The sequence below is a fragment of the Sphingopyxis sp. H053 genome (assembly GCF_001468225.1).
In the GTDB taxonomy this organism is placed as follows: Bacteria; Pseudomonadota; Alphaproteobacteria; order Sphingomonadales; family Sphingomonadaceae; genus Sphingopyxis.
On the sequence record NZ_LNRU01000002.1, the window covers coordinates 74,321 to 98,083 of the forward strand.

Annotated in this window: 25 protein-coding genes; 12 read left to right on the top strand and 13 right to left on the bottom strand. The window is 65.7% G+C overall.

Going from position 1 to position 23,763, the window contains the following annotated elements; genetic code table 11:
• Positions 1-135: 135 nt before the first annotated feature.
• From sufC to mddA, 6 genes are all read left to right on the top strand, one after another.
• Positions 136-879 carry a Fe-S cluster assembly ATPase SufC gene (gene sufC / locus ATE70_RS03595; protein ID WP_058536971.1) on the top strand — a complete coding sequence of 248 codons (744 nt, stop codon included), beginning with the start codon at positions 136-138 and terminating at the stop codon, positions 877-879.
• 106 nt (positions 880-985) lie between these two features.
• On the top strand, positions 986-1,717 hold the full coding sequence (locus ATE70_RS03600; RefSeq protein ID WP_058536593.1) for a SufD family Fe-S cluster assembly protein: 732 nt from the start codon (positions 986-988) through the stop codon (positions 1,715-1,717).
• A gap of 20 nt (positions 1,718-1,737) precedes the next feature.
• On the top strand, positions 1,738-2,922 hold the full coding sequence (locus ATE70_RS03605; RefSeq protein WP_156419824.1) for an aminotransferase class V-fold PLP-dependent enzyme: 1,185 nt from the start codon (positions 1,738-1,740) through the stop codon (positions 2,920-2,922).
• The gene (locus tag ATE70_RS03610; RefSeq protein WP_058536594.1) at positions 2,919-3,389 is read left to right on the top strand and encodes an SUF system Fe-S cluster assembly protein; all 471 of its coding nucleotides are present in this window, start codon (positions 2,919-2,921) and stop codon (positions 3,387-3,389) included. The genes ATE70_RS03605 and ATE70_RS03610 overlap by 4 nt, the downstream gene beginning before the upstream one ends.
• The gene (locus ATE70_RS03615; protein ID WP_058536595.1) at positions 3,389-3,745 is read left to right on the top strand and encodes a HesB/IscA family protein; all 357 of its coding nucleotides are present in this window, start codon (positions 3,389-3,391) and stop codon (positions 3,743-3,745) included. The genes ATE70_RS03610 and ATE70_RS03615 overlap by 1 nt, the downstream gene beginning before the upstream one ends.
• A gap of 57 nt (positions 3,746-3,802) precedes the next feature.
• Complete coding sequence (gene mddA, locus ATE70_RS03620) at positions 3,803-4,546, top strand: methanethiol S-methyltransferase (protein ID WP_058536596.1); 744 nt, start codon at positions 3,803-3,805, stop codon at positions 4,544-4,546.
• On the opposite strand, the gene ATE70_RS03625 is transcribed toward mddA, so the two are convergent.
• Entirely contained in the window at positions 4,543-5,259 is a 717-nt protein-coding gene (locus ATE70_RS03625) for an extensin-like domain-containing protein (protein ID WP_058536597.1), read from the bottom strand. The two genes, mddA and ATE70_RS03625, sit on opposite strands and share 4 nt — an antisense overlap.
• A gap of 67 nt (positions 5,260-5,326) precedes the next feature.
• Between ATE70_RS03625 and ATE70_RS03630 the strand changes: the two genes are divergently transcribed.
• Positions 5,327-6,871, top strand: a complete 1,545-nt coding sequence (locus ATE70_RS03630; protein ID WP_058536973.1) for a tryptophan halogenase family protein — start codon at positions 5,327-5,329, stop codon at positions 6,869-6,871.
• 119 nt (positions 6,872-6,990) lie between these two features.
• On the opposite strand, the gene ATE70_RS03635 is transcribed toward ATE70_RS03630, so the two are convergent.
• A complete protein-coding gene (locus tag ATE70_RS03635; RefSeq protein WP_058536598.1) occupies positions 6,991-8,379 on the bottom strand; it encodes a cation:proton antiporter in 1,389 nt (462 codons plus the stop codon).
• Between the two features lie 248 nt (positions 8,380-8,627).
• Between ATE70_RS03635 and ATE70_RS03640 the strand changes: the two genes are divergently transcribed.
• Positions 8,628-8,867 carry a type II toxin-antitoxin system prevent-host-death family antitoxin gene (locus ATE70_RS03640; RefSeq protein WP_058536599.1) on the top strand — a complete coding sequence of 80 codons (240 nt, stop codon included), beginning with the start codon at positions 8,628-8,630 and terminating at the stop codon, positions 8,865-8,867.
• The gene (locus tag ATE70_RS03645; protein ID WP_058536600.1) at positions 8,867-9,361 is read left to right on the top strand and encodes a PIN domain-containing protein; all 495 of its coding nucleotides are present in this window, start codon (positions 8,867-8,869) and stop codon (positions 9,359-9,361) included. Before ATE70_RS03640 ends, ATE70_RS03645 begins: the two co-directional genes overlap by 1 nt.
• A gap of 232 nt (positions 9,362-9,593) precedes the next feature.
• On the opposite strand, the gene ATE70_RS03650 is transcribed toward ATE70_RS03645, so the two are convergent.
• Both ATE70_RS03650 and ATE70_RS03655 read right to left on the bottom strand, forming a co-directional pair.
• Positions 9,594-10,034, bottom strand: coding sequence for a hypothetical protein (locus tag ATE70_RS03650; protein WP_058536601.1), 441 nt, complete (start codon positions 10,032-10,034; stop codon positions 9,594-9,596).
• A 76-nt stretch (positions 10,035-10,110) separates the two neighbouring features.
• Positions 10,111-11,514, bottom strand: a complete 1,404-nt coding sequence (locus ATE70_RS03655) for a cytochrome P450 (protein WP_082639922.1) — start codon at positions 11,512-11,514, stop codon at positions 10,111-10,113.
• Positions 11,515-11,687: 173 nt separating this feature from the next.
• Here ATE70_RS03655 and ATE70_RS03660 point away from each other — a divergent pair, with 173 nt between their 5' ends.
• Positions 11,688-12,656, top strand: a complete 969-nt coding sequence (locus tag ATE70_RS03660; RefSeq protein WP_058536602.1) for a hypothetical protein — start codon at positions 11,688-11,690, stop codon at positions 12,654-12,656.
• A 4-nt stretch (positions 12,657-12,660) separates the two neighbouring features.
• Here the strand turns inward: ATE70_RS03660 and ATE70_RS03665 are convergent, their stop codons facing one another.
• The 9 genes from ATE70_RS03665 to ATE70_RS03705 form a co-directional block, all read right to left on the bottom strand.
• Complete coding sequence (locus tag ATE70_RS03665) at positions 12,661-13,995, bottom strand: dicarboxylate/amino acid:cation symporter (RefSeq protein WP_156419821.1); 1,335 nt, start codon at positions 13,993-13,995, stop codon at positions 12,661-12,663.
• Positions 13,996-14,042: 47 nt separating this feature from the next.
• A complete protein-coding gene (locus ATE70_RS03670; RefSeq protein WP_058536603.1) occupies positions 14,043-15,395 on the bottom strand; it encodes a dicarboxylate/amino acid:cation symporter in 1,353 nt (450 codons plus the stop codon).
• Positions 15,396-15,490: 95 nt separating this feature from the next.
• Positions 15,491-17,269: an SLC13 family permease gene (locus ATE70_RS03675; RefSeq protein WP_058536604.1), complete on the bottom strand. Its 1,779-nt coding sequence runs from the start codon at positions 17,267-17,269 to the stop codon at positions 15,491-15,493.
• A 7-nt stretch (positions 17,270-17,276) separates the two neighbouring features.
• Positions 17,277-18,353: a chorismate synthase gene (gene aroC / locus ATE70_RS03680; protein ID WP_058536605.1), complete on the bottom strand. Its 1,077-nt coding sequence runs from the start codon at positions 18,351-18,353 to the stop codon at positions 17,277-17,279.
• Complete coding sequence (locus ATE70_RS03685; RefSeq protein WP_058536976.1) at positions 18,350-18,778, bottom strand: endonuclease domain-containing protein; 429 nt, start codon at positions 18,776-18,778, stop codon at positions 18,350-18,352. Before ATE70_RS03685 ends, aroC begins: the two co-directional genes overlap by 4 nt.
• Before the next feature lie 61 nt (positions 18,779-18,839).
• Complete coding sequence (locus tag ATE70_RS03690; RefSeq protein WP_058536606.1) at positions 18,840-19,370, bottom strand: GNAT family N-acetyltransferase; 531 nt, start codon at positions 19,368-19,370, stop codon at positions 18,840-18,842.
• Positions 19,363-20,190 (bottom strand): enoyl-ACP reductase FabI, encoded by an 828-nt coding sequence (gene fabI, locus ATE70_RS03695; protein ID WP_058536607.1) that lies wholly within the window; start codon positions 20,188-20,190, stop codon positions 19,363-19,365. Before fabI ends, ATE70_RS03690 begins: the two co-directional genes overlap by 8 nt.
• Positions 20,187-21,272, bottom strand: a complete 1,086-nt coding sequence (locus tag ATE70_RS03700) for a YihY/virulence factor BrkB family protein (protein ID WP_082639924.1) — start codon at positions 21,270-21,272, stop codon at positions 20,187-20,189. Before ATE70_RS03700 ends, fabI begins: the two co-directional genes overlap by 4 nt.
• A gap of 3 nt (positions 21,273-21,275) precedes the next feature.
• Positions 21,276-22,211, bottom strand: a complete 936-nt coding sequence (locus ATE70_RS03705; protein WP_058536608.1) for a DnaJ C-terminal domain-containing protein — start codon at positions 22,209-22,211, stop codon at positions 21,276-21,278.
• A gap of 133 nt (positions 22,212-22,344) precedes the next feature.
• On the opposite strand from ATE70_RS03705, the gene pdxH reads away from it, so the two are divergent.
• Together pdxH and ATE70_RS03715 are read left to right on the top strand one after the other, a co-directional pair.
• Positions 22,345-22,923: a pyridoxamine 5'-phosphate oxidase gene (gene pdxH / locus ATE70_RS03710; protein ID WP_058536978.1), complete on the top strand. Its 579-nt coding sequence runs from the start codon at positions 22,345-22,347 to the stop codon at positions 22,921-22,923.
• The gene (locus ATE70_RS03715) at positions 22,920-23,741 is read left to right on the top strand and encodes a PhzF family phenazine biosynthesis protein (RefSeq protein WP_058536609.1); all 822 of its coding nucleotides are present in this window, start codon (positions 22,920-22,922) and stop codon (positions 23,739-23,741) included. The genes pdxH and ATE70_RS03715 overlap by 4 nt, the downstream gene beginning before the upstream one ends.
• Positions 23,742-23,763 lie beyond the last annotated feature (22 nt).

Sequence of the window (23,763 nt, forward strand, 5' to 3'; positions counted from 1 at the left end):
AGGTCCAGGTTGGGATGATCTCCCACCGAAAGAATTGGGACGATTGTTGGGCGATGCCTACAGGCAATTCAACACCGCGTCGTCCGTCCAAGCACTAGAACCAGAGGACTTCGGCCCAAACGTTGAGGAAATATGATGCTTCAAATAGATAACCTCCACGCCACCGTCGCCGACAAGCCGATCCTGAAAGGTCTGTCGCTCAGCATCAATGCGGGCGAAATCCATGCGATCATGGGGCCCAATGGCGCGGGCAAGTCGACGCTCTCTTACGTCCTCGGCGGGCGCCCCGGCTATGAGGTCACCGAGGGATCGGTCGATTTCGACGGGCAGGACCTGCTCGACATGGAGCCGCACGAGCGCGCCGCGGCAGGACTGTTCCTCGGCTTCCAGTATCCGGTCGAAATCCCCGGTGTGTCGAACGTTCAGTTCCTGCGCGAAAGCCTCAACGCGCAGCGCAAGGCACGTGGGCTGGAACCCCTGTCGGGCGGCGATTTCCTGAAGCTGGCGCGCGAGAAGGCGGGGCTGCTCAAGATGGACATGGACATGCTCAAGCGCCCCGTGAACGTCGGCTTTTCGGGCGGCGAGAAGAAGCGCAACGAGATGGTGCAGATGGGGATCATCGACCCCAAGCTCGCGATCCTCGACGAGACGGATTCGGGCCTCGACATCGACGCGCTGCGTACCGTGGGCGACGGGATCAACGCGATCATGCGGCGCCCCGACAAGGCGGTGTTGCTGATCACGCATTACCAGCGGTTGCTCGATTATGTGCAGCCCGATTTCGTCCATGTGTTGGCGGCAGGCCGGATCGTGAAGTCGGGCGGGCCGGAGCTGGCGCGCGAGCTGGAAGCGCATGGCTATGCGGAGATTGCCGCGTGATGAGCACGCACCTTTCTTTCCATCGTCATGCCGGACTTGATCCGGCATCCATGACCGCGTGGACCCCGGATCAAGTCCGGGGTGACGAAGTGGGGGGGATCGCAGCTTGACCAGCGCCACCCTCCCCTCGCGCCGCGACGAAGCTTGGCGTTATAGCGACATCGACGCGGTCGCCGCGGCGTGGCCGTTGCCCGCGCCCGAGAGCATCATCGTGCCCGCGGGCGGCGATTTCAAACGCGCGATCGTGCAGGACAAAGGCGCGATCCGCCAGATAGAGCTGGTGCTCGGCAAAGCTGCAGTGGCTTCGCTGCATATCCTCAATACCGGCGGCGCCTACGGCCGCATCGAACTCAATGTGATCCTGCACGAAGGCGCCGATTTCCATCTCGGCGCGGCGCAGATCGGCGGCGGGGAACAGAATCTCGAGATCGTCACCACCGTCACCCACGCCGAACCCGGCGCAACGTCGCGGCAGGTGGTGCGATCGGTGCTCGGCGGCACCGCGACCGGCACCTATCTCGGCAAGGTCGCGGTCGCGCGCGATGCGCAGCAGACCGACAGTGAGCAGGATGTGAAGGCGATGCTGCTCGACCGCAGCGCGACCGCCAACGCCAAGCCCGAACTCGAAATCTTCGCCGACGACGTCAAATGCGCGCATGGATGCGCGATCGGCGAGCTCGATCCGATGGGGCTTTATTACCTCCAGTCGCGCGGTTTGCCGCCCGGCGAGGCGAAGAAGCTGATGCTGCAGGCATTTGTCGCGGGCGTGTTCGATGGCGCCGAGGATGAAGTGCAGTTGCAGGAACTAGCGCTGGCGAAGCTGGGAGAATTGGTGTGAGCGTCGTGACCGCCACCAACATGCCCTCCCCTAGCCCCTCCCGCCTGCGGGAGGGGGACATCAGGGCCGACTTCCCCGGGCTGACGCCCGGCTGGCACTATCTCGATACCGCCGCGACGGCGCAGAAGCCGCAGGCGGTAATCGATGCGACGGTGAACGCGATGGGGCGCGATTATGCGACCGTGCATCGCGGCGTTTATGCACGTTCGGCCGACATGACGCTCGCTTATGAGGCGGCGCGGCGGCGGATCGCGGCATTTATCGGCGCGCGCGAGAATGAAATCGCGTTCGTGCGCGGTGCGACCGAGGCGATCAACCTTGTCGCCTATTCGCACCCGAAGAAGGGCCGCGTGCTGTTGTCGGTGCTGGAGCATCACAGCAATATCGTGCCGTGGCAGCTTGCGGGCTGGCAGGTCGATGTTTGCCCACTGACCGAAGACGGGCGCATCGATCTCGATGCAGCCGAGAAACTGCTCACGAGCGAACACACGATGGTCGCCTTCGCGCATGTCTCGAACGTGCTCGGCAGCCCGCTCGATCTCGCGCGCGCCGCCGAGCTTGCACACCGCGTCGGCGCTGAGCTGCTGATCGACGGCTGTCAGGCTGTGCCGCGTCTGCCCGTCGATGTCGCGGCGCTCGGCTGCGACTATTATGTCTTCTCGGGGCACAAGCTTTACGGGCCGACCGGCATCGGGGTGCTGTGGAGCGACAAGCTCGACGCGCTGCCGCCCTGGCAGGGCGGCGGGTCGATGATCGACCGCGTGACCTTTGCGAAGACGACCTACGCCCCCGCCCCCACGCGCTTCGAGGCGGGCACCCCCGCGATTATCGAAGCGATCGGGCTCGCGGCGGCGGTCGATTTTGTCGAGGCGATCGGCATCGATGCGATCCACGCGCATGAAGTTGCGCTGGTCGGCAGCTTACGCGAAGCGCTCGCGCGCAAGAACAGCATCACGCTTTTCGGCCCTGAAAACAGCGCCGGAATCGTGAGTTTTGCGATGGCGGGGGTTCATCCGCACGACATCGGCACTATCTTGGATGAAAGCGGGGTCGCGATCCGCGCCGGGCACCATTGCGCACAGCCGCTGATGGAGCATCTGGGGGTGCCCGCGACCGCGCGCGCGAGTTTTGGCGTTTACAGCAATGACGACGATGTGGCGGCGCTGATCGATGGCCTCGCCCGCGTCGAGAGGATTTTCGGATGAGTGAGGACCGGATGATCAAGGTCGAGGAAGTGGAAAGCGTCGAAGCACCGCCGAAGGCACGCGTCGCGGACGTCGAGACGGCGCCCGAAAAGCTCGAGCGCAAGCGCGACTATCTCGAAGGCTTCCTCGCAGCGAAGCCTGCCGCGGTCGATCCGCATGCGGTCGGCGGCGATCTGTACGAGGCCGTGATCAACGCGCTCAAGGACATCTACGACCCGGAAATTCCGGTGAATATCTATGACCTTGGCCTGATCTATAATGTCGAGATCAACGACGGCCATGCGCTCGTCACGATGACGCTGACGACGCCGCATTGCCCGGTCGCGGAATCGATGCCCGCCGAGGTCGAACTGCGCGTCGGCGCGGTCCCCGGCGTCGGCGATGCCGAGGTCAATCTTGTCTGGGATCCGCCGTGGTCGCCGCAGAATATGAGCGACGAGGCGCGGCTCGAATTGGGAATGCTCTGATGACCGAGACCAAGACCCGCGCACGCCCTGCCGCCGTCGCCCTGACCGCCGGCGCCGAAGCGCGTATCGCGAAGCTGATGGCGGCCGCGCCCGAGGGCGCGATCGGCGTGCGCCTGTCGACGCCGCGCCGCGGCTGCTCGGGGCTCGCCTACTCGGTCGATTATGTCACCGAAGAGGTGAAGTTCGACGAGAAGATCGAGACCCCCGGCGGCGTCTTCTACATCGACGGCGCGTCGGTGCTCTACCTGATCGGCAGCACGATGGACTGGGTCGAGGACGACTTTGCCGCGGGCTTCGTGTTCGAAAATCCGAACGCCAAGGGCTCGTGCGGCTGCGGCGAGAGCTTTACCGTCTAGGCGCGCATTTCCGCGCCAAATCTGCTATAACGCCCCTCCTGAAGCAGGGGCATTGTCATGGTTCGTGCCTTCTATCTGGCCTATGCGGCCATATGCTACGCGATATTCTTCGCGACATTCCTGTATCTTATCGCATTCGTCGGCAATCTTCCCGTCGTCCAGCCGACGGTCGATTTCGCGCGCGCGGCGGAGCCCGCGACGGCGGTCGCGATCGACATCGCGCTGATCGCGCTGTTCGGCATCCAGCACAGCGTGATGGCGCGGCCGACGTTCAAGGCCAGGTGGACGCATATCGTTCCCGCCACGATCGAGCGCAGCACCTATGTGCTGTTCGCCAGCCTCGCGCTGATCCTACTGATGCTGTTCTGGCACGAGCTGACCGCGCCGGTCTGGACCGTCACCAATCCCCTCGGCGCCGCGATCCTGTGGGCGCTGTTCGGGCTCGGCTGGTTGATCGTCCTCTTCAGCACCTTCCTGATCAATCATTTCGAGCTGTTCGGGCTGCAGCAGGCGTGGTTCGCGCTGCGCGAGCGGGCCGCGGCGCCGCCGGTGCTGCGCCAGCCGCTCTTCTACAAATTCGTGCGGCATCCGCTTTATGCGGGCTTCTTCCTCGCCTTTTGGGCGACCCCCGCGATGACCGCGGGGCATCTGCTGCTCGCCGTCGGCCTGTCGATCTATATGCTGATCGCGATCCGGCTGGAGGAGCGCAACCTGATCGACACCTTCGGCGCCGATTATGTCGCCTATCGCGAGACAACGCCGATGCTGGTGCCCGGCACCGGCGGGCGGCGGCGCGCCTAACGGCAGACGGTCCAGCCCGCCGTGCGCGCCGCCATGTCGATATGGAAATGGTCGGCGTGCGCGCGATTATAGTCGGGCGACAAGATGGTGCTGAACAGGCCGCAGCTCTCGTCCCGGACCTCGTGCAAAAACTCGCTGCGCTTGTCGCCCGGCGCCCAGTCGTTGATCAGCGAAATGCGCGTGCCGTCGGCAAGGACGAAGGCCGAGATGTCGATCGCATTGGCGGTCGAATGCTGGCTCTGCGCCTGCTCGCCGGCGATCTTGCGGCAATTATAGCTGCCGAGATTTTCGAGCTCGACCACCTTTTGCCCGAAATGCTTTCGCGCGAGCGGCTGGACCACGTCGCGATTCCATAGCGCCATCGCCGCCGTCACCGCGCAGCTCGGCGCGGCGCCCGCTGGCCGCATCGTCGGCACCAGGCGGTCGCCGGTCAGGATCATCCGCTGGCTCGCGCGGCACGCGCCGGTTCCGATCGCCGGCCGTCGCAGATAGCCGGCGCCGGCGCGGTCGAAGGCGGCGAAGCAGGCGCCGTCTTCACTTGCCAGCGCCACCAGCTTGCGGTTTGTCGCCCAGCCCTGCGGATGCGCGAGTTCGAAGGGTGTGCCCGGAATATGCTCGGGATGATCGCGCACCCACTGCATGCCGAGTATCGCGCCGAGGGTCAGCAGCACCGCGACGGCGAACCAGATCAGATAGGGGCGGAGAGTCTTCATCGTGTCCGTTCTGCGTGCCGCAAATTACCGCTTGTTGAAAGCGCTTTGCGGCTCGATAGCGTTCCCGGTGGCAAAACGCTCGATCCTGATCGTCGGCGGCGGCACCGCGGGCTGGCTCACCGCCGCCTATCTCGCGCGCTTTTTCGACCTGCCGCGCAATCCGCGCCTGTCGATCACGCTGCTCGCGTCGGACGAGATCGGCAGCATCGGGGTCGGCGAGGGCGCCTTTCCAACGATCCGCAATACGCTGCAATTCATCGGCATCGACGAAAGCGCGTTCGTGCGCGCGACCTCGGCGACGTTCAAGCAGGGCATCCGTTTCGACGACTGGGTGCGCGCGCCCGCCGAGGGCCAGTCAAGCCATTTTCTGCATCCGTTCGAGGCACCCTATCATGGCGACGGCTACAGCCTCGTCTCCTACTGGCTGCTCCAGGATGAGGCGACGCGGCGGCCGTTCGCCGAGGCGATGACGATCCAGAACCGCGTCGCCGAGGCGCAGCGCGCGCCGAAGCGTCCCGGCGAGGGCGAATTCACCGGCCCGCTGAACTATGCCTATCATTTCGACGCCGCGCGGCTGGCCGAGGTGCTGTCGGCGCAGGCGCGCGCGATGGGGGTTCAGCATTTGCGCGGGACGCTGACCGGGGTCGGGCTCGATCCCGAAACCGGCGCGATCGACCATGTCGTGACCGCCGAGCATGGGACGCTGGCCGCCGACCTCTATATCGACTGTTCGGGTTTCCGCGCCGAATTGATCGGCGGCGCGCTGCAATCGCCGTTCAGGGGCGTGCGCGACCAGCTGTTCACCGACCGCGCGCTCGCGTGCAAGCTGCCCTATGACCGCCCCGACGTGCCGATCGAAAGCTATACGATCGCGGCGGCGCACGAGGCGGGGTGGACGTGGGACATCGGCCTCGCCGGCGCGCGCGGCATCGGCTGCGTCTATTCAAGCGACCATATGAGCGACGAGCGCGCCGCCGAAATCCTCGCCGCCTATACCGGCGGGCGCAGCCATGACGTCAATGTCCGCTCGATCCCGTTCGAGGCGGGGTATCGCCCCGCGTCATGGATCAAGAATTGCGTCGCGGTGGGATTGTCGGGCGGCTTCCTCGAACCGCTCGAATCGACGGGGCTCGTAATGATCGAGACCGCGGCGGCGATGATTGCCGAGATGTTCCCGCTGAACGGCCCGGTCGGCGCGCCCGCGCGGCGCTTCAACGAGTTGATGGCGGCGCGTTACGAAAACACGATCAATTTCCTGAAGCTTCATTATTGCCTGAGCCAGCGGGGGGAAGCCTTCTGGCGCGACAATAGCGACCCGGCGTCGATCCCCGACCGGTTGAAGGAATTGCTCGAGGAATGGCGCTATCGTCCGCCGGGGCGGTTCGATTTCATCCTCGACCTCGAAAGCTTCGCCTTCTTCAACTATCAGTACATCCTCTATGGCATGGAATATCGCACCGACCTGTCGCCGGTGCGCGAGGAGTTTCCCGACACCGCCGAGGCCGAGCGCATCTTTGCGAGGATCAGGAGCTTTGGCGACCGCGCCGCGAGCGAGCTGCCCGCGCACCGCGCGATGATCGATCAGATCAACGCGGGTGCGGCCTACACCTGACACTCCGTTCGTCATCCCGGCGTAGGCCGGGATCTCGCCTTCGTATCCTAACGCGCCGTGGAGATCCCGGCCTACGCCGGGATGACGATTTAGGGCATAGTTGCAGCGCGGGGACCTTGTCAGACGGGATTGGCGGCCAGCCGTTCGGCAGGTTGCGGCTCATCGGGGCCGTCGGTGCCGAGCTGGCCGAGTTCGCCCGTCTCGCGCGCCTTGCGGCCATAGACGAATTCGAACAAAGGCCCCGCCATCACCGTGGTGATGATTGCCATCAAGACCATCATCGAAAAAAGCGTCGGCCCGATGATGCCCTTTTGCAGCCCGATGTTGATGATGATGAGCTCCATCAGTCCGCGCGCATTCATCAGCGCGCCGATGCCGAGCGCGGTGCGGTTGTCCTCGCCTGCGATCCGCGCGGCGAACCAGCAAGCGCCGAACTTCGCCGCGATCGAGACGAGCAATATGCCGAACGCGAGTGCGAGCAAGGTCAGGCTGTTCACCGTGTCGAGCCGCGTGTTGAGCCCCGAGTAGGTGAAGAAGACGGGGACGAGCAGGATGGTGATCGGGCTGATCTTGCGCTTGATCTCTTCGGTCAGCTTGCCGCGCGGCATGCAGACGCCGAGGATGAAGCCGCCGAACACCGCGTGGATGCCCGCGGCGTCCATGACGAAGGCGCAGAGCGCGAAGAGCATCAGGACGATCGACAGCATCGTATCGCTCATCTCGCCGCGTTCCTCGACGATGCGGCCGAGCGGGACGAGCAATTTGCGTCCGATGAAGAACATGAACAGCGCGAAGCTGAGTCCGCCGATAATCGCGATCAGCGCGACGCCGGGACCGCCGCCGAAGGTCGCGAGCACGATCGCGAGCACGCACCACGACACCGCATCGTCGAACGCGCCGGCGGTCAGCGTGAGCGTGCCGAGCGCGGTGTTCGCGAGGCCGCGCTCGTTGATGATGCGCGCGAGCATCGGAAACGCGGTGAGCGCGATGCACGCGCCCATGAACAAAGTCGCGCTGCCCTGGCTCAGCCCTTCGGTGAAGAGCCCCGGAACGTCGAGGAGGAACGGCGTGATCAACGCGGCGAACAGGAAGGGCGCGACGATGCCCGCCGCCGACACGCCCATCGCGCTCTTCGCCTTCGACTGGAAATGGTCGAGGCGGAGCGTGGTGCCGACGAGGAACATGTACAGGCCCACCCCGACCTGCGCGCAGACGTAGAGGATGCTCCGCGTTTCCTTGGGGAACAGCGCCGCCTGGAATTCGGGAAAGAAGAGGCCGAAGAGCGAGGGGCCGATGAGGACGCCGGCGATCATTTCGCCAACAACCTGCGGCTGCCCGAGGAATTTCTTCGCGGCCCAGCCGACGGCGCGACAGACGATCAGGATCACCGCGATCTGAAGGAAGAAATGGATGCTGAAATCGGTCGGCGTATAGCTCGCCGCAGAATTGACCGCCGGGCCGTGCGCGCCGAGGACGTCGCTCACCGCGCGGAGCAGTTCATCGAACATATTGGATACCAATTTCCCTCTCCCACCCGTGGCGTCTGCGATCTGGTTTACGTCGCTGTTCGCCGGTTTCCGGCATCAGGAGACATGAAAGCGCCGCGAGCGCAATGGCGAGTCCGCGATTGGGCGCGCCCGCGACTGCCGATTTCCCGGCCCCCGATCATTTTTGTTGCGGGGCGGTAACAGTGTAGTAATGTACCTACATGTGAACGATCACAATATGCCTTGATTTTGCATCAGCGAGGGTGGTCATGAAGCGCGTCACGAGCCGCGAACTCAATCAGGATGTCAGCCGCGCGAAGCGATTCGCGCTCGTCGAACCGGTGTTCGTCACCGACCGCGGGCGGCCCACGCACGTACTGATCAGCATCGACGCCTGGCGCCAGCTCAGCGGCGAGCGGGAGAATATGGCGCAGTTGCTCGCCGCCCCGCCCGGCGACATCGCGCTCGACCGTGCGTATCTGCGCCGGGCGCTGGACGGGCGCGGCTGATGTTCCTGCTCGACGCCGATATATTGTTCGACCTGCGCCACGCGCGCGCCGACGGCGACGGCGCGGGGTTGGCGGGATGGGCGCAGCGCACCTCGCGGCAATCGATGTTCCTGTCGGCGCTCTCGCTCGTCGAGCTGGAAAATGCCGCCGCGCTTGCGGCGAAACAGGGGAAGGCCGCGGCCGCGGCGTGGCGTGACTGGATCGACGCGCAAGTGCTGCCCGCGTTCGAGGGCCGCGTGCTGCCGGTCGATCTGACCATATCGCGCCGCCGCGCCGCGCTGCCGCTCGAAAGTGACCGCGATGCGCTACTCGCCGCGACCGCGCTCGAACATGGGCTGACCTTCGTCACCTATCGCGGCGCGGCGTTTCGCGGCGCGCGGCTGAAACTGCTCGACCCCAGCCGGATCGCCGCCGATGCGGGCGAGGACGGCGACTGGCGCGAAGCGACGCGCACGCGGTCGCCGTGGATCCGGAGCCTGTTTATCCGGGGGTGAGAAACGGTTGAAGACTTCGCGGGCGATCTGGGAGAGAGATCGCGGTTTTCGACCGGTTGCGGACCTTCTCTTTCATCGTCACCCCGGACTTGATCCGGGGTCCCGCTTGAGGTCGAAGCCAGCCGATGCCCCCCCCCAAAAAAAGCGGGATCCCGGATCAAGTCCGGGATGACGAAGAGAAAGGAAGCAACGGCAGTTTCCCACCCCAAAAGTCGCCGTTCGCGCCTTACGCTCAGGCCGCCATCAGCACCGGCCATGGGTCGTCGTCGTTGGCAGCGGGCTTGCGCGTATCGGGCCGGACCGGGCGGTTTCGCCGCGCCCGCGTGCGCAGACGCCTGAAGGGCGCCAGCAGCGCCGCCATGCGGACCGCGACCCAAGCTTTCATCGACCGGACGCGCGCGAAGGTCGACAGGGCCCATGTCGCGATCATCGCGTCGACATAGGCGGTCATGTCCCATGCGAGCGCCACCGCGAGTTCGGCGGGCAGCACGGCAGCGTAAGCCTGGATGGCGAACAGGCCCACGACCAGGAAGAGGATATGCTTGCGCTCGAGCCGCTCGACGAGGCGGATCGGCTCCTCCACCGTGAAGCGGTGGAGCCAGCGCGCGGCGCCGGTGCCCGGCGCAAACAGCATCACGGCGATCAAGCCCGCCAAAAACAACGCAAAAACCATCCCTGCCCCTCCCGTCCCCGAAAGTCAGGAGATAGGTCGCGCCGCCGCGCAAACAAGCGCGGCGCCGCGGGTCAGGTTACAGCGGAACGAAACTCACCGTCAGCCCGTCCTTCGGCCGCGGGATCGGCAACACCTGCCATTCGGGGGCATAGCCGTCGGCGACGACGATGCGGTGCGTCGTGATGACGTGGTGGAAAAAGATCTTCGCCTGCATGTAGGCGAAGTGCAGCCCGAGGCACATATGCGCGCCGCCGCCGAAGGGCACCCACGCATATTTGTGCCGCGCGCGCGACACCTCGGGCGAAAAGCGCATCGGGTCGAACTTCGCAGGCTCGGGCCAATGCTCCTCCATCATATGCGTGAAGGCGGGGCTGACGCCGACCGAGGTGCCCGCGGGGATGCGGTAGCCGCCATATTCGAAATCCTTGAGCGCGCGGCGCGGGAAACTCGGCACCGGGGGCACGAGGCGGAGGGCTTCCTTGAACGCCCATTCGGTCATTTCGAGCTGGCCGAGGCTGTTGTGCCCGACGCCCTCGCCCGCCGGCGCGACGGCGAGCATTTCTTCGCGCAATTTGTCCTGCCATTCGGGGTTGCGCGCGAGTTCCCAGACGAGCGTGGTGATCGAACTGGTGATCGTGTCGTGCGCCGCCATCATCAGGAAGTTCATATGGTCGACGATCGCCTCGACGCTCATATGATCGCCATTGTCGTCGCGCGTGCGGCAGATCTGGCTGAACATGTCCTCGCCCGTGCCGTCGCGCCGCTCGGGCACCATCTTGCCGAAATAATCGACCAGATAGGCGCGCCCCTTGGCGCCGCGGCCCATCGCGGTGAAGGGCAAGGGCACGCGCACGACGCCGATCGACGCCTGGACCATGTCGACGAAGGCCTTGTTGACCTTGTCCGCCTCGGGCCCCCAGGGGATGCCGAGGAAGCTGGTCGCAGCAAGGTCGAGCGTCAGTTCCTTGATCGCCGGATAGAATTTGAACGTCTTGCCGCTCCACTGGCCGATGCGGTCACGGATTCCCTCGTTCAGCGAGTCGGCATAATGGCGCATCGGTTCAGGCTTGAACGCGACCGAGAGCACTTTCCGGTCCGCGCGGTGCTTTTCAAAATCCATCAGCATCAGCCCGCGCGGGAACAGCAGGTTGAGCACCGGTCCCCAGCCCTGTTCGGACGAGAAAATCTTCTCGCGGTCGAACATCACGAGCTCGTTCGCCTCGGGACCGTGGAGCGCGACGCTGCGCCCGCCGAAGCTGTTGCTCCGATAGATGCGGCCATATTTGGCAACCATGCGGCCCGCGAAGCCGGGATAGTCGCGTAATTGGTCGAGCGTGGTGCCGAGCACGGGCAGCCCGTCCTCGCCGGGGATATGGTCGAGCGTCGTGCCGGGGTTGCGCGGCAGCCAGTGCTTCGTGTCGGGGCCGAAACGCTTTTCGGACCAGTTTTTCGTCGGCTGGATATTCGCGGGCGCGTTCATCGGGTCAATCCTCGTCCATTCTGCTTTGTCCCGATGCGTAACGGACTACTGACACTGATGCAAGTAACGCTTTGACGGGGGTGGGACAGCATTCACCGCAAATTCAACTCGACTCGTGCAAACCAGCGGCCAAGGTGACGGGTCGCAACCGTTGGACCCAAAAGGACAAAGCTATGGCGAAGAGTTTGAAGCGCCCCCTCTCCATCGCGCTCGGCGTTCTCGCGACGACGACGCTTGGCGGTTGCTATTACGGCGATGTCTATGGTGCGAGCTATGCGTCGGGCGGCGATTGCTCGTCGCGCTATGGCGACGCCTATTATGATTATGACGGCTATGCCTATGACGATGGCTATGGCTACGACTGCTATGATGGCGCCGATTATGGCAGCGGTTTCGCGCAGATCGGTTTCGGCGGCGGCTGGTACGACGATTATTATTATCCCGGCTATGGCATGTGGATGTTCGACAATTACCGCAACCGCTATCCGCTGCGCGACCGCTATCTGAACTATTGGGGCGGGCGCCGTGCCTGGTGGAAGCATCATGGCGGGCGCAATGACTGGAAGCCGGGACGTCCCGGCGGATGGAATCGCGGCGACGGCGACGGTCGTCCGGGCGATGGCCGCCCCGGCCGCCCCGGCGGCTGGAACCGCCCCGACCGCGACAATGACGGCCCGCGCGGCACGCGTCCGGGCCGCGGCCCCGGCGATGGCGCGACCGGAACGCCGCCGGTCACCGGCAATCCGGGGCGCCCCGACCGCGGCGACCGCCCGGGCCGTGGCGGCTGGAACCGTAGCGATCGCGACCATGACGGCCCGCGCGGCACGTGGCCCGGCCGCAATCCGGCCAACCCGGGCACGCCGCCCGCCACGGGCAACCCCGGCCGTCCCGATTGGGGCGCAGGGCGCCCGGGTCGTCCCGACCGCGAACCGGGTGCCGGCCGTTCGCGCCAGATCCGCGATGTGATCGCGCCGCGCGACGGCGGAGCAAACCGCCCCCCGCGCGCCGAACGGCCTGCGCCGGCCTATCGCCCGCCCGCGCCGCAGCCGGCGCCGGTGGTGCGCAGCGCCCCCGAACCGCGGCCGGCTCCCGCGGCGGGGCGCGCGCGCAGCGACCGCGGTAACGACGCCCGGCCCGACTAGGATATCAGGCCGGCGGCGCGGCCTGCGTCGCCGGCGTATCCTTCACGCCCGCCGACACGACGGTCGCGGCGACCAGGTCGCCGATGACATTCAGGGTCGTGCGGCACATGTCGAGGAAGCGGTCGACGCCGAGGATCAACCCGATGCCCTCGGGCGGCACCCCGACCGAGGCGAGGATCAGCGCGATCACGGGGAGCGACCCGGCGGGAACGCCCGCGGTGCCGATGCCGCCCAATATGCACACGAGCATCACGACGATCTGCTGCTGAAGCGTCAGGTCGATGCCGAAGAACTGCGCAAGAAAGATCACCGTCACGCCCTCGAACATCGCGGTGCCATTCTGGTTCGCGGTCGCGCCGATGGTGAGCACGAAGCGCGCGACCTTGTCGGGCAAACGCAGCTGGTCATGCGCGACGCGCAGCGCCGTCGGCAGCGTCGCGTTCGACGACGCCGTCGCGAACGCCATCACGAACGCCTCCTGCGTCTGATGGAAGAAGGCGACGGGCGATTTCCCCGCCAGCGTCTTCAGCAGGATGGGAAAGACGATAAACATCTGGAGCGCGAGCGCGAGCAGCACGACGCCGACATAGGCCGACAGGCGGATGATGAGGTCCCAGCCGAACTGCGCGGCAAGGTTGAACATGAAACAGAAGACCGCGATCGGCGCGAGCTGGATGACGAGCCCGATCAGCCTCATCACGACCTCGAATACGCCCTCGATCGCGGTCTTCAGCGCCTCGGTACGCGGGGTACGCACGAGCATCAGCCCGATGCCGAAGAAGAGCGCGAAGAACATCACCGCGAGCACGTCATTCTCGCCCATCGCGGCGAACAGATTGTCGGGGACGATCGCGACGACCGCGTCCATCCCGGTCTTCGCCTCGCCCGCGCGGTCGGCGATGGCCTGCGCGCCTGCCGCCCCCTCGGCCATCAGCGAACGCGCGAGCGCGGGATCGACCCCCGCGCCGGGCTGGATCAAATTGACGACGGCGAGGCTGATCACGACCGAGATCGTCGACACCGCGATCGTATAGACGAGCGTGCGCACGCCGACCGATTTCAGCGCGCGCATCTCGCCCATTTCGGCGACCCCGACGATCAGCGCCGAGACGAGCAGCGGGATGACGAGCATGAACAGCAGGCGCAGGAATATCTGCCCCAGCGGGCCGGTCACATAGGTGGTGATCGTCTCCACCCACGTGGCGTCCGGTGCGCCATAATGGACCGCCAGCCCGATGAGGAGGCCCGCGAGGAAACCGACGAGCATGCGCCAGCGCAGCCGCCGCGCCCGCGCTTCGTCACGGTGCGCCCCGTCGATTGCCGCTACTGCTTCGGCCATGCCTCCGCTCCTTGCTCGCCCCGGTTGGGCGGCCCGAAGCGCGCGGGTTACGCGTTATCGGCCGCCGGCTTTTTTTCGTCCCCCGCTATGTCATCACGAAGATCGAGCCCGCGAGTTCCATGATGCGGCGTATGCGCCGGGGCGTGCGGCCGTTCGAGATCGGGCGCTTCGGGCGCTTCGAGCATGCCTTCCCACTTGGTAATCACGCTCGTCGCCACCGCATTGCCGACGACGTTGGTCGCGGTGCGACCCATGTCGAGGAACTGGTCGATCGCGAAGATCAGCGCGACGCCCTCGACCGGCAGGTCGAACATCGCGAGCGTCGCGGTAATGACGACAAGGCTCGCGCGCGGCACCGCGGCGATCCCCTTCGACGACACCATCAAGGTCAGCAGGATCAGGATCTGCTGCGTGATCGACAGCTCGATCCCATAAGCCTGCGCGATGAAGAGCGTCGCAAAGCTCGCGTACATCATCGAGCCGTCGAGGTTGAAGCTGTAGCCCAAGGGCAGCACGAAGCCCGAGATGCGGCGCGGCACGCCGAAACGGTCGAGCTGTTCGAACAGCTTGGGCATCGCCGCTTCGGACGAGGCGGTCGAGAAGGCGATCAGCAGCGGCTGGCGGATATAGCGCATCAGCGCGAAGATCCGGCGGCCGAGGAAAATCGCGCCCGCGCCGAGCAGAATAACCCAGAGCACGACGAGCGAGAGATAGAATTCGGTGACCAGCTCGGCATAAGTGCCGAGGATGCCGAGACCATATTTCGCCACGACCCCCGCGAGCGCGCCGAACACCGCGATCGGTGCGAGGCGCATCACATAGCCGGTAATCTGGAGCATCAGTTCGGCGAGCGCCTCGGCGCCGCGGACGAGCGGCTTGCCCTTGTCGCCGATCGCGGTCAGGCCGACGCCCGCGAACAGCGCGAAAACGAGGATCTGGAGGACATTGTTGTCCGCCATCGCCTGGAAGATATTCTTCGGGAAGACATGCTCGATAAACTCGAACAGATCGAGTTTCTTGACCTCGCCCACCTCGGCGATCGAATGCGCGCCGACGGTGAGATTGAGCCCCGCGCCGGGTTCGAAGAAATTGACCATGATCAGGCCGAGGCTGATCGAAATCAGGCTGGCGAGGATGAACCAGGCGATCGCACGGGTGCCGATGCGGCCGAGCGCCGAGCTGTCGCCCATATGCGCGATCCCCGCGACGAGCGTGCCGAGAATCAGCGGCGCGACGACCAGCTTGATCAGGTTGAGGAAGATCGTCGAAAGCGTGCTGAAGCTGCGCAGCCAGTAAGTGAAGGCTTCGCTGTCGGCGGGGACATAAACCCGCACCAGATAACCGGTGATGACCCCGAGGATCATACCGATCAGAATATAAAACGTCAGGCGATGCCCCATAAATTACTCCCTGTTCCGCCCTGGGCGGATCTTTATGCGAGCCGAGGTAACAGGGTGATGCGCCGCGGGCAATCGCTGGCGGGCCTATCGCGCGGTCAGGGCGTCCAGAAGGCGAGCGCGGCGCAGCCCGCAATACCCGTGAGGATGTTGAGCGGGACGCCGATGCGCACGAAATCCATGAAACGATAGTCGCCCGCGGCATAGACGAGCGTGTTCGTCTGGTAACCGACCGGGGTCGCGAAACAGGCCGATGCGCCGAGCATCAGCGCGATGAGGAGCGGCTGCGGCGCGACGCCCGTCGCCTCGGCGATGCCGATCACCAGCGGCCCCATCAGCGCCGCGACCGCATTGTTGCTGAGCAATTCGGACAGCAAAAGCGCGGAGAAATAGACGATCGCGATCACCGCCCATTGCGGCGCGCCCGCCAGGATCGGGTCGAGCGCGCCGACCATCAGCGCGACCGACCCCGCCTGTTCGAGCGCCGCGCCGACGGCGAGCATCGCAAAGATCAGGATCAGCACATCGCCGTCGATGCTGCCCCACGCCTCCGACGCGTCGATGCAGCGGGTGAGCAGCACGATGGCGACGCCGATGAAGGCCGCGATGCCGATCGACATCACGTCGGTCGCCGAGAGCAGGACCGCGCAGGCCATCACGAGGATCGCGATCCACGCGCGGCGGCGGCGGAAGGCGGTGACCGACGCCATCGCCAGCCCGATCAGATTGGGGTTGTCGCGCAGCTGCGCGATATTCGCCTCGTCGGCGTCGATCAGCAGGCGGTCGGCGGCGCGGATGCGGTTTTCGGACAGCGTCGGCCCCGGAAGGTGGCGAAAGCGGGTGACGCCGAGGATGCGGACGCGCTGCCGCTGAAGGAAGGGGATTTCGGCGAGCGGCCGGTCGATCGAGCGGTGGCTCGGCGAAACCGTCACCTCGACCACGGTCGATTCGCGCTCGGGACTATCGCCGATGCCGATCGCAAAGCGTCCCTCGCTGCGCAGCGTCATCAGCGCCGCGCCGTCGAGCCGCGCGACGATCCGGTTGCCTGCCGCGAGCCGGTGGTGTTGCGCGTCGTTCCCGGTGATCATGCGCCCGCCCGCGATCACGCCGACAATCTGCGATGGCGCGATGCCGAGATTGGCCGCGTCGAGGGCCATGTCGATGGCGGCATCATCGTCCCGAAGGCCGAGTTCGGTCAGGTAAAGCTGCTCCGCCCCATCGGCCTTTTCAGCGATCCGCGGATAGTCCGACGGCAGGAAGCGCGCCATCACGAGCAGACCCACGACCCCCGCCGCCGCGACCGCGAGGCCATAAGGCGTGATGTCGAACAGACCGAAGGGTTCGAGCCCCGCCTGTTCGGCGATGCCCGACACGACGAGATTGGTCGAGGTGCCGATCAGGGTCAGGCAGCCGCCGAGCACCGCGATCACCGACAGCGGCATCAGCAATTTCTTGGGCGAGACCCCAAGCGCCTCCGCGAGCCGGAAACAGACCGGCATCATCACGACGACGAAGGGCGTGCTGTTGATGAAGCCCGACACGAGCAGCCCGCCGCCGAACACTTCGACCACCGCGAGGCGCGGGTGCCGCTTGGCGCGGTCGACGACATAATTGCCGACCTTGTCGATCACCCCGGTACGGATCAGCGCGCCCGAGAGGATGAACATCGCCCCGACGGTGAGCGGCGCGCTGTTCGAGAAAACGCCAAAAGCCCCCTTTTCGTCGAGAAGGCCAAGCGCGAGCATCGTGCCCGCGCCGGCGACCGCGACGACTGAAGGCGAGAAGCGTTCCCAGACAAAGGCCGCAAACATGCCCGCGAGCACGAACAGACCGATTACCGCCTTTTGCTCCGCGATGAAGGCGGCGACGGAGTCCATCAGGCCATCAGCCGTTTTGTGCCCTGTGCAGCAGCTTGTGATCGGCGAGGACGAGCGCCATCATCGCCTCGACCACCGGCGCACCGCGGATGCCGACGCACGGATCATGGCGGCCCTTGGTGACGATATCGGTCGCCTCACCCGCCTTGTTCACCGTCGGCACGGGAGTCAGGATCGAGCTGGTCGGCTTGAACGCGACGCGCACGACGACCGGCTGGCCGGTCGAGATCCCCCCCGCGATGCCACCCGCATTATTCGACAGGAAATCGGGGCGGTTGCTGCCGTCGGCCGCGGGGCGCATCGGATCGGCATTTTCCTCGCCGCGCAGCCGCGCCGCGTGGAAGCCGGCACCGATCTCGACCGCCTTCACCGCATTGATCCCCATCATCGCGGCGGCGAGGTCGCTGTCGAGCTTGGCATAGATCGGCGCGCCCCAGCCGGCGGGAACCCCGCTGGCGGCGCATTCGATCACCGCGCCGAGCGAGCTGCCCGCCTTGCGCGCGGCATCCATCAAGCCTTCCCAGCGCTGCGCCGCAGCGGGATCGGGGCAGAAAAAGGGATTGCGGTCGATTTCGTCGAGGTCGAAGTTCGCGGGGTCGATCGCGTCGCCGCCGATCTCGGCGACCCAGGCGTGGATCTGCACCTCGGGGATCACCAGCCGCGCGACGCCGCCCGCGGCAACCCGCGCCGCGGTTTCGCGCGCGCTCGACCGGCCGCCGCCGCGATAATCGCGGATGCCATATTTTGCGTCATAGGCGTAATCGGCGTGGCCAGGGCGATACGCCTGCGCGATCTCGCCATAATCCTTCGAGCGCTGGTCGACATTCTCGATCATCAGGCTGATCGGCGTGCCCGTCGTCTTGCCCTCGAAAGTGCCCGACAGGATGCGCACCTGGTCGGGTTCCTGCCGCTGCGTCGTGTGGCGCGACTGGCCGGGACGGCGCTTGTCGAGGAAAGGCTGGATGTCGGCTTCGGACAGCGACAGCCGCGGCGGACAGCCGTCGACGACGGCGCCGAGCGCGGGGCCATGGCTCTCCCCCCACGTCGTGAAGCGAAGAACGCGTCCGAAGCTGTTGAAACTCATACGCCCCTCTCCCCTTGGGGGAGAGGGAGGGGCCCGCGCGGCGAAGCCGCGTGGGAGGGTGAGGGCTTGCCAGCAAGAGCAAGCTCGATCGCCCGACACACGCCTTCCAGATTATCCATCACGTCCAAATTCGTGAAGCGCAGCACCCGATATCCCTCTCGCATCAGAAATTCCGTTCGCCGCGCGTCATACTCGATTTGATGCGCATGGCTATCACCATCCACCTCTATCGCCAATCGCGCCGATTGACAGGCGAAGTCGGCCACAAATGGCCCGAGACGTTGCTGACGGCGGAATTTGAAACCGCCCATATTGCTTCCGCGAAGGACCGACCAGAGCTTCTTTTCGGCTGGCGTCGCGTCGCCGCGCAGTCGGCGTGCGCGATCTACGGTACCGTCGCGAAGTTCGAACCGGCTTTTCGTCACGCCCTCACCCTCCCATCGCTTCGCGATGGGCCCCTCCCTCTCCCCCAAGGGGAGAGGGTCTTCACGCCATCCGGCCGAATGCGGGTGCGTAATCCGCGCGTCCGCCTAGCGGCCAAGCGGCGTCCGAGTCCAGCATCATCGCCATGAAATGCGGCCCGGCAAAGGGCGACGCGAAGCGCGTCGCGAGGTCGGGCGAATAGCCGAAGCGCGGGTAATAGGCCTCGTGGCCGAGGACGAAGCTGATCGCGACGCCTTGCGCGCGAAGTGCGTCGAGCCCGGCGCGGATCAGCGCATCGCCGATGCCCTGCCCCTGGCTGCCGGGCACAACCGACACCGGAGCGAGGCCGGCGCCCGAAAGCGCGGCACCATCGGCTTCGACGTCCATGCGGCTGAACAACACATGCCCGACGATCGCGCCGTCGCGTTCGGCAACGAGCGACACCAGCGTGTCGCCGTCCGCATCGATCATCCCCACCAGTTCGGCCTCGCCCTGATGACCGAAATCGGTCCCGGCGAAAGCCGCACGAATGACGCTGTCGATGGCATCGGCATCCGCCGCCGTCGCGGCGCGGATGCCGACTGCGTCAGACAAGCGAGATATCCGGGGCATCTTCCTGCTTCATGCCGACGGTGTGGTAACCCGCGTCGACATGATGCGTTTCGCCGGTGACGCCCGATGACAGGTCGCTGAGCAGATAGAGCGCCGAGCCGCCGACATCGTCGATCGTGACGTTGCGGCGCAGCGGGGCGTTATGCTCGTTCCATTTGAGGATCAGGCGGAAATCGCCGATCCCCGACGCCGCGAGCGTCTTGATCGGGCCAGCCGAGATCGCGTTCACGCGCACGCCCTGCGGGCCGTAATCGTTCGCGAGATATTTGACGCTGGTTTCGAGCGCCGACTTCGCGACTCCCATGACGTTGTAATGCGGGATCACCTTTTCGGCGCCATAATAGCTGAGCGTCAGCAGCGAACCGCCGCCATTGCCCGTTTCAGGGTCGAAGGGTGTCATCATCGATGCCGCGCGCTTGGCGACCGCGGTGAAGCTGTAGACGCTGATGTTCATCGTCATCAGGAAGTCGTCGAGCGTCACATCGGCATAAGCCCCTCGCAGCGCCTCCTTGTTGGTAAAGCCGATCGCATGGACGACAAAGTCGATCGTCGGCCAGCGCGCCGAGAGCGTCGCGAAGGCCGCGTCGAGATTGTCCATGTCGGACACGTCGCAATCGATCAGGAAATCGCAGCCGAGTTCGTCGGCGAGCGGCTTCACGCGCTTCAGCATCACGTCGCCCTGGTACGAAATGGCGAGTTCAGCGCCCGCGCCGTGCAGCGCCTTGGCGATACCCCACGCAAGCGACTTGTCGTTCGCGAGGCCCATAATCAGCCCGCGCTTGCCCTTCATCAGACCCGTCATTTTTCTACTCCAGCCTTTTTGGCTTCAATAATCATATCGTCGACGCGCCCAATAGCGTCGTGGCCCAAATCCTCAACCTCTACCAATGCGGCATTGAGTTCGGCGCCCATCACCATACCCAATCCGACGAGGTAGAAGAAGAAAAGCGCGACCATCACACCCGCGAGGCTGCCGTAGGTTGCGTCATAGCTGAGCAGGCCGGCGAGCAGCGGCGGCAGCGCGAGCGTGACGCCGATCCACCACAAGGTCGTGAACAGTGCGCCCGGCCATTTCGGACATTTTTTCAGCCGGCGGTATTTGGAGGGCGTCAGGCTGTAGAAGAGCATATAGATGGCGAGAAACAGCCCGAAACCCGACACCCCGCGCGAGATCAGGACGACCCCGAACGACTGATATTGTTCGGGCAGCACGCGCGTCACGAACTGTTCGACCCCGACGATCAGCACCTGCATGCTGAACGACAGCAGCATCAGCACGACCGCCCCGGTGATGATACCGATCGACAGCAGGCGATAGTGAAAAAAGCCCTTCGAAAAATGCGTGCCATAGGCGCGGCGGAGGATGTCGCGCACCGTCTCGATCAGGCTGCCGACGGTCCACAGCGCGACGAGCGCGCCGAGCCAGAGGAAGATGCCGGTGCGTGCGGTCATCACTTCGCGAATCGGACCCGACAGCGCCTTGGCGACCGTCGGCGGCATCGTCGAGAAGACCGCCTCGATCGCCCGTTCGCCGCCGACGCTGCCGCCAAAGATCGACAGCGCGGCGGCGAGCAGGATGAAGAAGGGAAAGAGCGCGATCAACGCCAGATAGGCGAGATTGCCCGCATGGATGAAGCCGTCGGTATAGGTGCCGACGACGACGCGGCGGGCGACGCGCCAGGCGCGGGTGCCCGGTCCGAGCTGTTCGCGGCCGCGGTCGATCACGCCCTGTGCGCGGGCGCGCAACTTGACGCGCTTGGCGCGTTCGGCGCGCGCCTCGGGCGAATGCGGCGAATGGCCTTCGGCCAGAAATTCCTTGCCGACCTCGTCGGCCACCTCGCGCTCGAGCGCGGCGACGATCTTTTTCTCGCGGGCGTCAGCCACGCATCACACGCCAAGCTCCGCCCGTACGTCGCGCGGATCGGTCCATTCGGTGAGCAGCTTGATCAGCGCCGCATCGTCGGCGGGCAGGTCGACCATCAGCCGCACGAGCTGGTCGCCGCGGCCGCCGCTTTTCTGGCTGAAACCCTTGCCCTTGAGGCGCATCACCTTGCCCGACGACGAGCCCGCGGGGATCGAGAGCATCACCGGGCCGTCGACGGTCGGAACCTTGATCTTCGCGCCCTTGACCGCCTCGTTCAGCGTCACCGGCAGGTCGAGGCGGATGTTCGCGCCCTCGCGCTCGTAAAAGGGATGGTCCTTAACCGTGATCGTCACGATCCCGTCGCCGGTGCCCCCCGGCCCCGCCTGCCCCTTGCCCGCCAGCCGCATCTGCGTGCCGGTTTCGACCCCGGCGGGCAATTTCAGGTCGATCGTCGCGCCGTCGGCGAGCGCGATGCGCTGCGGCGCCTGCGTCGCGGCGTCGATGAAGCTGACCGACAGGCGATAGGCGACATTGGCGCCCTTTTGCGGCGGCGCGCTGCGCCCGCCGAAGCCGCCGAACGGCCCGCCGCCCGAACTGCTACCGCGGCCGCCGAACAGCCCTTCGAAAATATCGCCGAAATCGGAACTCTCGTTGCCGAAACCGCTGAAACCGCCGGGGCCGGTGCGCTGGTCCCCGCGGAAACCGCCGCCACCGCCATAGCCGAAGGGCATCGCGGGATTGCCCTCGCCGTCGATCTCGCCGCGGTCGAACTGCGCGCGCTTCGTCTTGTCGGACAAGATGTCATACGCCTTGGTGACATCGGAGAATTTCTCCGACGCCTTCGGGTTGTCCTTGTTCTTGTCGGGGTGCAATTCCTTGGCGAGCTTGCGGTACGCGGACTTGATTTCCGCTTCGCTTGCACTCTTCGCAACGCCCAGGGTGGAATAGGGATCGGCCATTTTGCTCCTGTAGCCCGATAAGTGACTGGGCGTGAAGCCCGATTGCGCGTCGATGTGGTAATGTGCCGCTGCAGGTCAAGTTCCCTCATGATCGCGCTCGACCCTGCACTCGCGGCGCATTATGACCGCGCGGATGAGCGACGATCCCTTTGCCCTGTTCGACAGCTGGTTCACCGAAGCGCGCGCCAGCGAACCCAATGACGCCAACGCGATGGCGCTCGCGACGACGACGCCCGACGGGCACCCGTCGCTGCGCATGGTCTTGCTCAAGGGGCATGGGCCCGATGGCTTTATCTTCTATACCAATCTCGACAGCCGCAAGGGCGGCGAGCTGGCGGCGAACCCGCATGTCGCTTTGCTCTTTCACTGGAAATCGCTGCGCCGGCAGATTCGCATCGAGGGCGCGGTGACGCCGGTCGACGACAGCGTCGCCGACGCCTATTTCGCGACGCGCAGCCGCGACAGCCAGCTTGGCGCATGGGCGAGCGACCAGTCGCGGCCGCTCGACAGCCGCGAGACGTTCGAGGCGCGCTTCGAGGACATGCAGGCGCGGTTCGAGGGACAGGATGTGCCGCGCCCGCCGCGCTGGTCGGGCTGGTGCGTTAATCCTTCGGCGATCGAATTCTGGCAGGATCGCGCCCACCGGCTGCACGAGCGCACCGTCTTCACCCGCGCCGGTGATGGCTGGACGAAAGGATTGCTATATCCATGAGCGCACCCCGCCGCCTGCCGATCACCCAGGTCGATGCCTTTGCCGATCGCCCCTTTACGGGTAATCCCGCCGCGGTGATGCCGCTCGAGGAATGGCTCGACGACGCGACGTTGCAGGCGATCGCGGCGGAGAATAATCTCGCCGAAACCGCCTTTCTGGTGCCCGACGAAAGCGACGAGGCCGATTATGAGCTGCGCTGGTTTACCCCGGGCGTCGAGGTCGCGCTGTGCGGCCACGCAACGCTGGCGAGCGGACATGTTCTGCTGACCGCGGCGCAGTGGCGGAGCGACATGACGTTCCGCACGCGCAAGGCCGGTATCCTGCGCGTCGCGCGGAACGGCGAGGACGACGGATACAGGATGGCGCTGCCCGCCTATACCCCCGCGCCGAAGGCGATGCCCGACATCGTCCGCGCGCTCGGCGGCGATCCGGTCGAGACGATGTGGCACGATGGCGGCTATGCGCTGATCGCCTATCGCGACGCCGCGAGCATCCGCGCGCTCTCTCCCAACCTGCGCGCGCTGAAAGAAGGCGGCGACATCCTCTATATCGCGACCGCGCCGGGCGCCGGCGACCCGTCGGGCGCCGACGTCGTCAGCCGCGCTTTCGCGCCCGGCGCCGGGATCGACGAGGATCCGGTCACCGGGTCGGCGCACAGCGTGCTCACCCCCTATTGGACGGTGCGGCTGGGGCGCGACCGTTTCGCGGCGTATCAGGCGAGCGCGCGCGGCGGCCATGTCGGCTGCCGCCTCGACGGCGACATGGTCGAACTCACGGGCACCTGCGTCACGACGCTGGTCGGGGATTTCCTTTTATAAGGCCGAAGCTAGCTGGCTTTCG

Coding starts and splice junctions, on each gene's coding strand:
- sufC (WP_058536971.1), top strand. CDS start 136: ATGCTTCAAATAGATAACCTCCACGCCACCGTCGCCGACAAGCCGATC.
- ATE70_RS03605 (WP_156419824.1), top strand. CDS start 1,738: ATGCCCTCCCCTAGCCCCTCCCGCCTGCGGGAGGGGGACATCAGGGCC.
- ATE70_RS03610 (WP_058536594.1), top strand. CDS start 2,919: ATGAGTGAGGACCGGATGATCAAGGTCGAGGAAGTGGAAAGCGTCGAA.
- ATE70_RS03615 (WP_058536595.1), top strand. CDS start 3,389: ATGACCGAGACCAAGACCCGCGCACGCCCTGCCGCCGTCGCCCTGACC.
- mddA (WP_058536596.1), top strand. CDS start 3,803: ATGGTTCGTGCCTTCTATCTGGCCTATGCGGCCATATGCTACGCGATA.
- ATE70_RS03625 (WP_058536597.1), bottom strand. CDS start 5,259: ATGAAGACTCTCCGCCCCTATCTGATCTGGTTCGCCGTCGCGGTGCTG.
- ATE70_RS03635 (WP_058536598.1), bottom strand. CDS start 8,379: ATGTTCGATGAACTGCTCCGCGCGGTGAGCGACGTCCTCGGCGCGCAC.
- ATE70_RS03640 (WP_058536599.1), top strand. CDS start 8,628: ATGAAGCGCGTCACGAGCCGCGAACTCAATCAGGATGTCAGCCGCGCG.
- ATE70_RS03645 (WP_058536600.1), top strand. CDS start 8,867: ATGTTCCTGCTCGACGCCGATATATTGTTCGACCTGCGCCACGCGCGC.
- ATE70_RS03650 (WP_058536601.1), bottom strand. CDS start 10,034: ATGGTTTTTGCGTTGTTTTTGGCGGGCTTGATCGCCGTGATGCTGTTT.
- ATE70_RS03655 (WP_082639922.1), bottom strand. CDS start 11,514: ATGAACGCGCCCGCGAATATCCAGCCGACGAAAAACTGGTCCGAAAAG.
- ATE70_RS03660 (WP_058536602.1), top strand. CDS start 11,688: ATGGCGAAGAGTTTGAAGCGCCCCCTCTCCATCGCGCTCGGCGTTCTC.
- ATE70_RS03665 (WP_156419821.1), bottom strand. CDS start 13,995: ATGGCCGAAGCAGTAGCGGCAATCGACGGGGCGCACCGTGACGAAGCG.
- ATE70_RS03670 (WP_058536603.1), bottom strand. CDS start 15,395: ATGGGGCATCGCCTGACGTTTTATATTCTGATCGGTATGATCCTCGGG.
- ATE70_RS03675 (WP_058536604.1), bottom strand. CDS start 17,269: ATGGACTCCGTCGCCGCCTTCATCGCGGAGCAAAAGGCGGTAATCGGT.
- aroC (WP_058536605.1), bottom strand. CDS start 18,353: ATGAGTTTCAACAGCTTCGGACGCGTTCTTCGCTTCACGACGTGGGGG.
- fabI (WP_058536607.1), bottom strand. CDS start 20,190: ATGACGGGTCTGATGAAGGGCAAGCGCGGGCTGATTATGGGCCTCGCG.
- ATE70_RS03705 (WP_058536608.1), bottom strand. CDS start 22,211: ATGGCCGATCCCTATTCCACCCTGGGCGTTGCGAAGAGTGCAAGCGAA.
- pdxH (WP_058536978.1), top strand. CDS start 22,345: ATGAGCGACGATCCCTTTGCCCTGTTCGACAGCTGGTTCACCGAAGCG.
- ATE70_RS03715 (WP_058536609.1), top strand. CDS start 22,920: ATGAGCGCACCCCGCCGCCTGCCGATCACCCAGGTCGATGCCTTTGCC.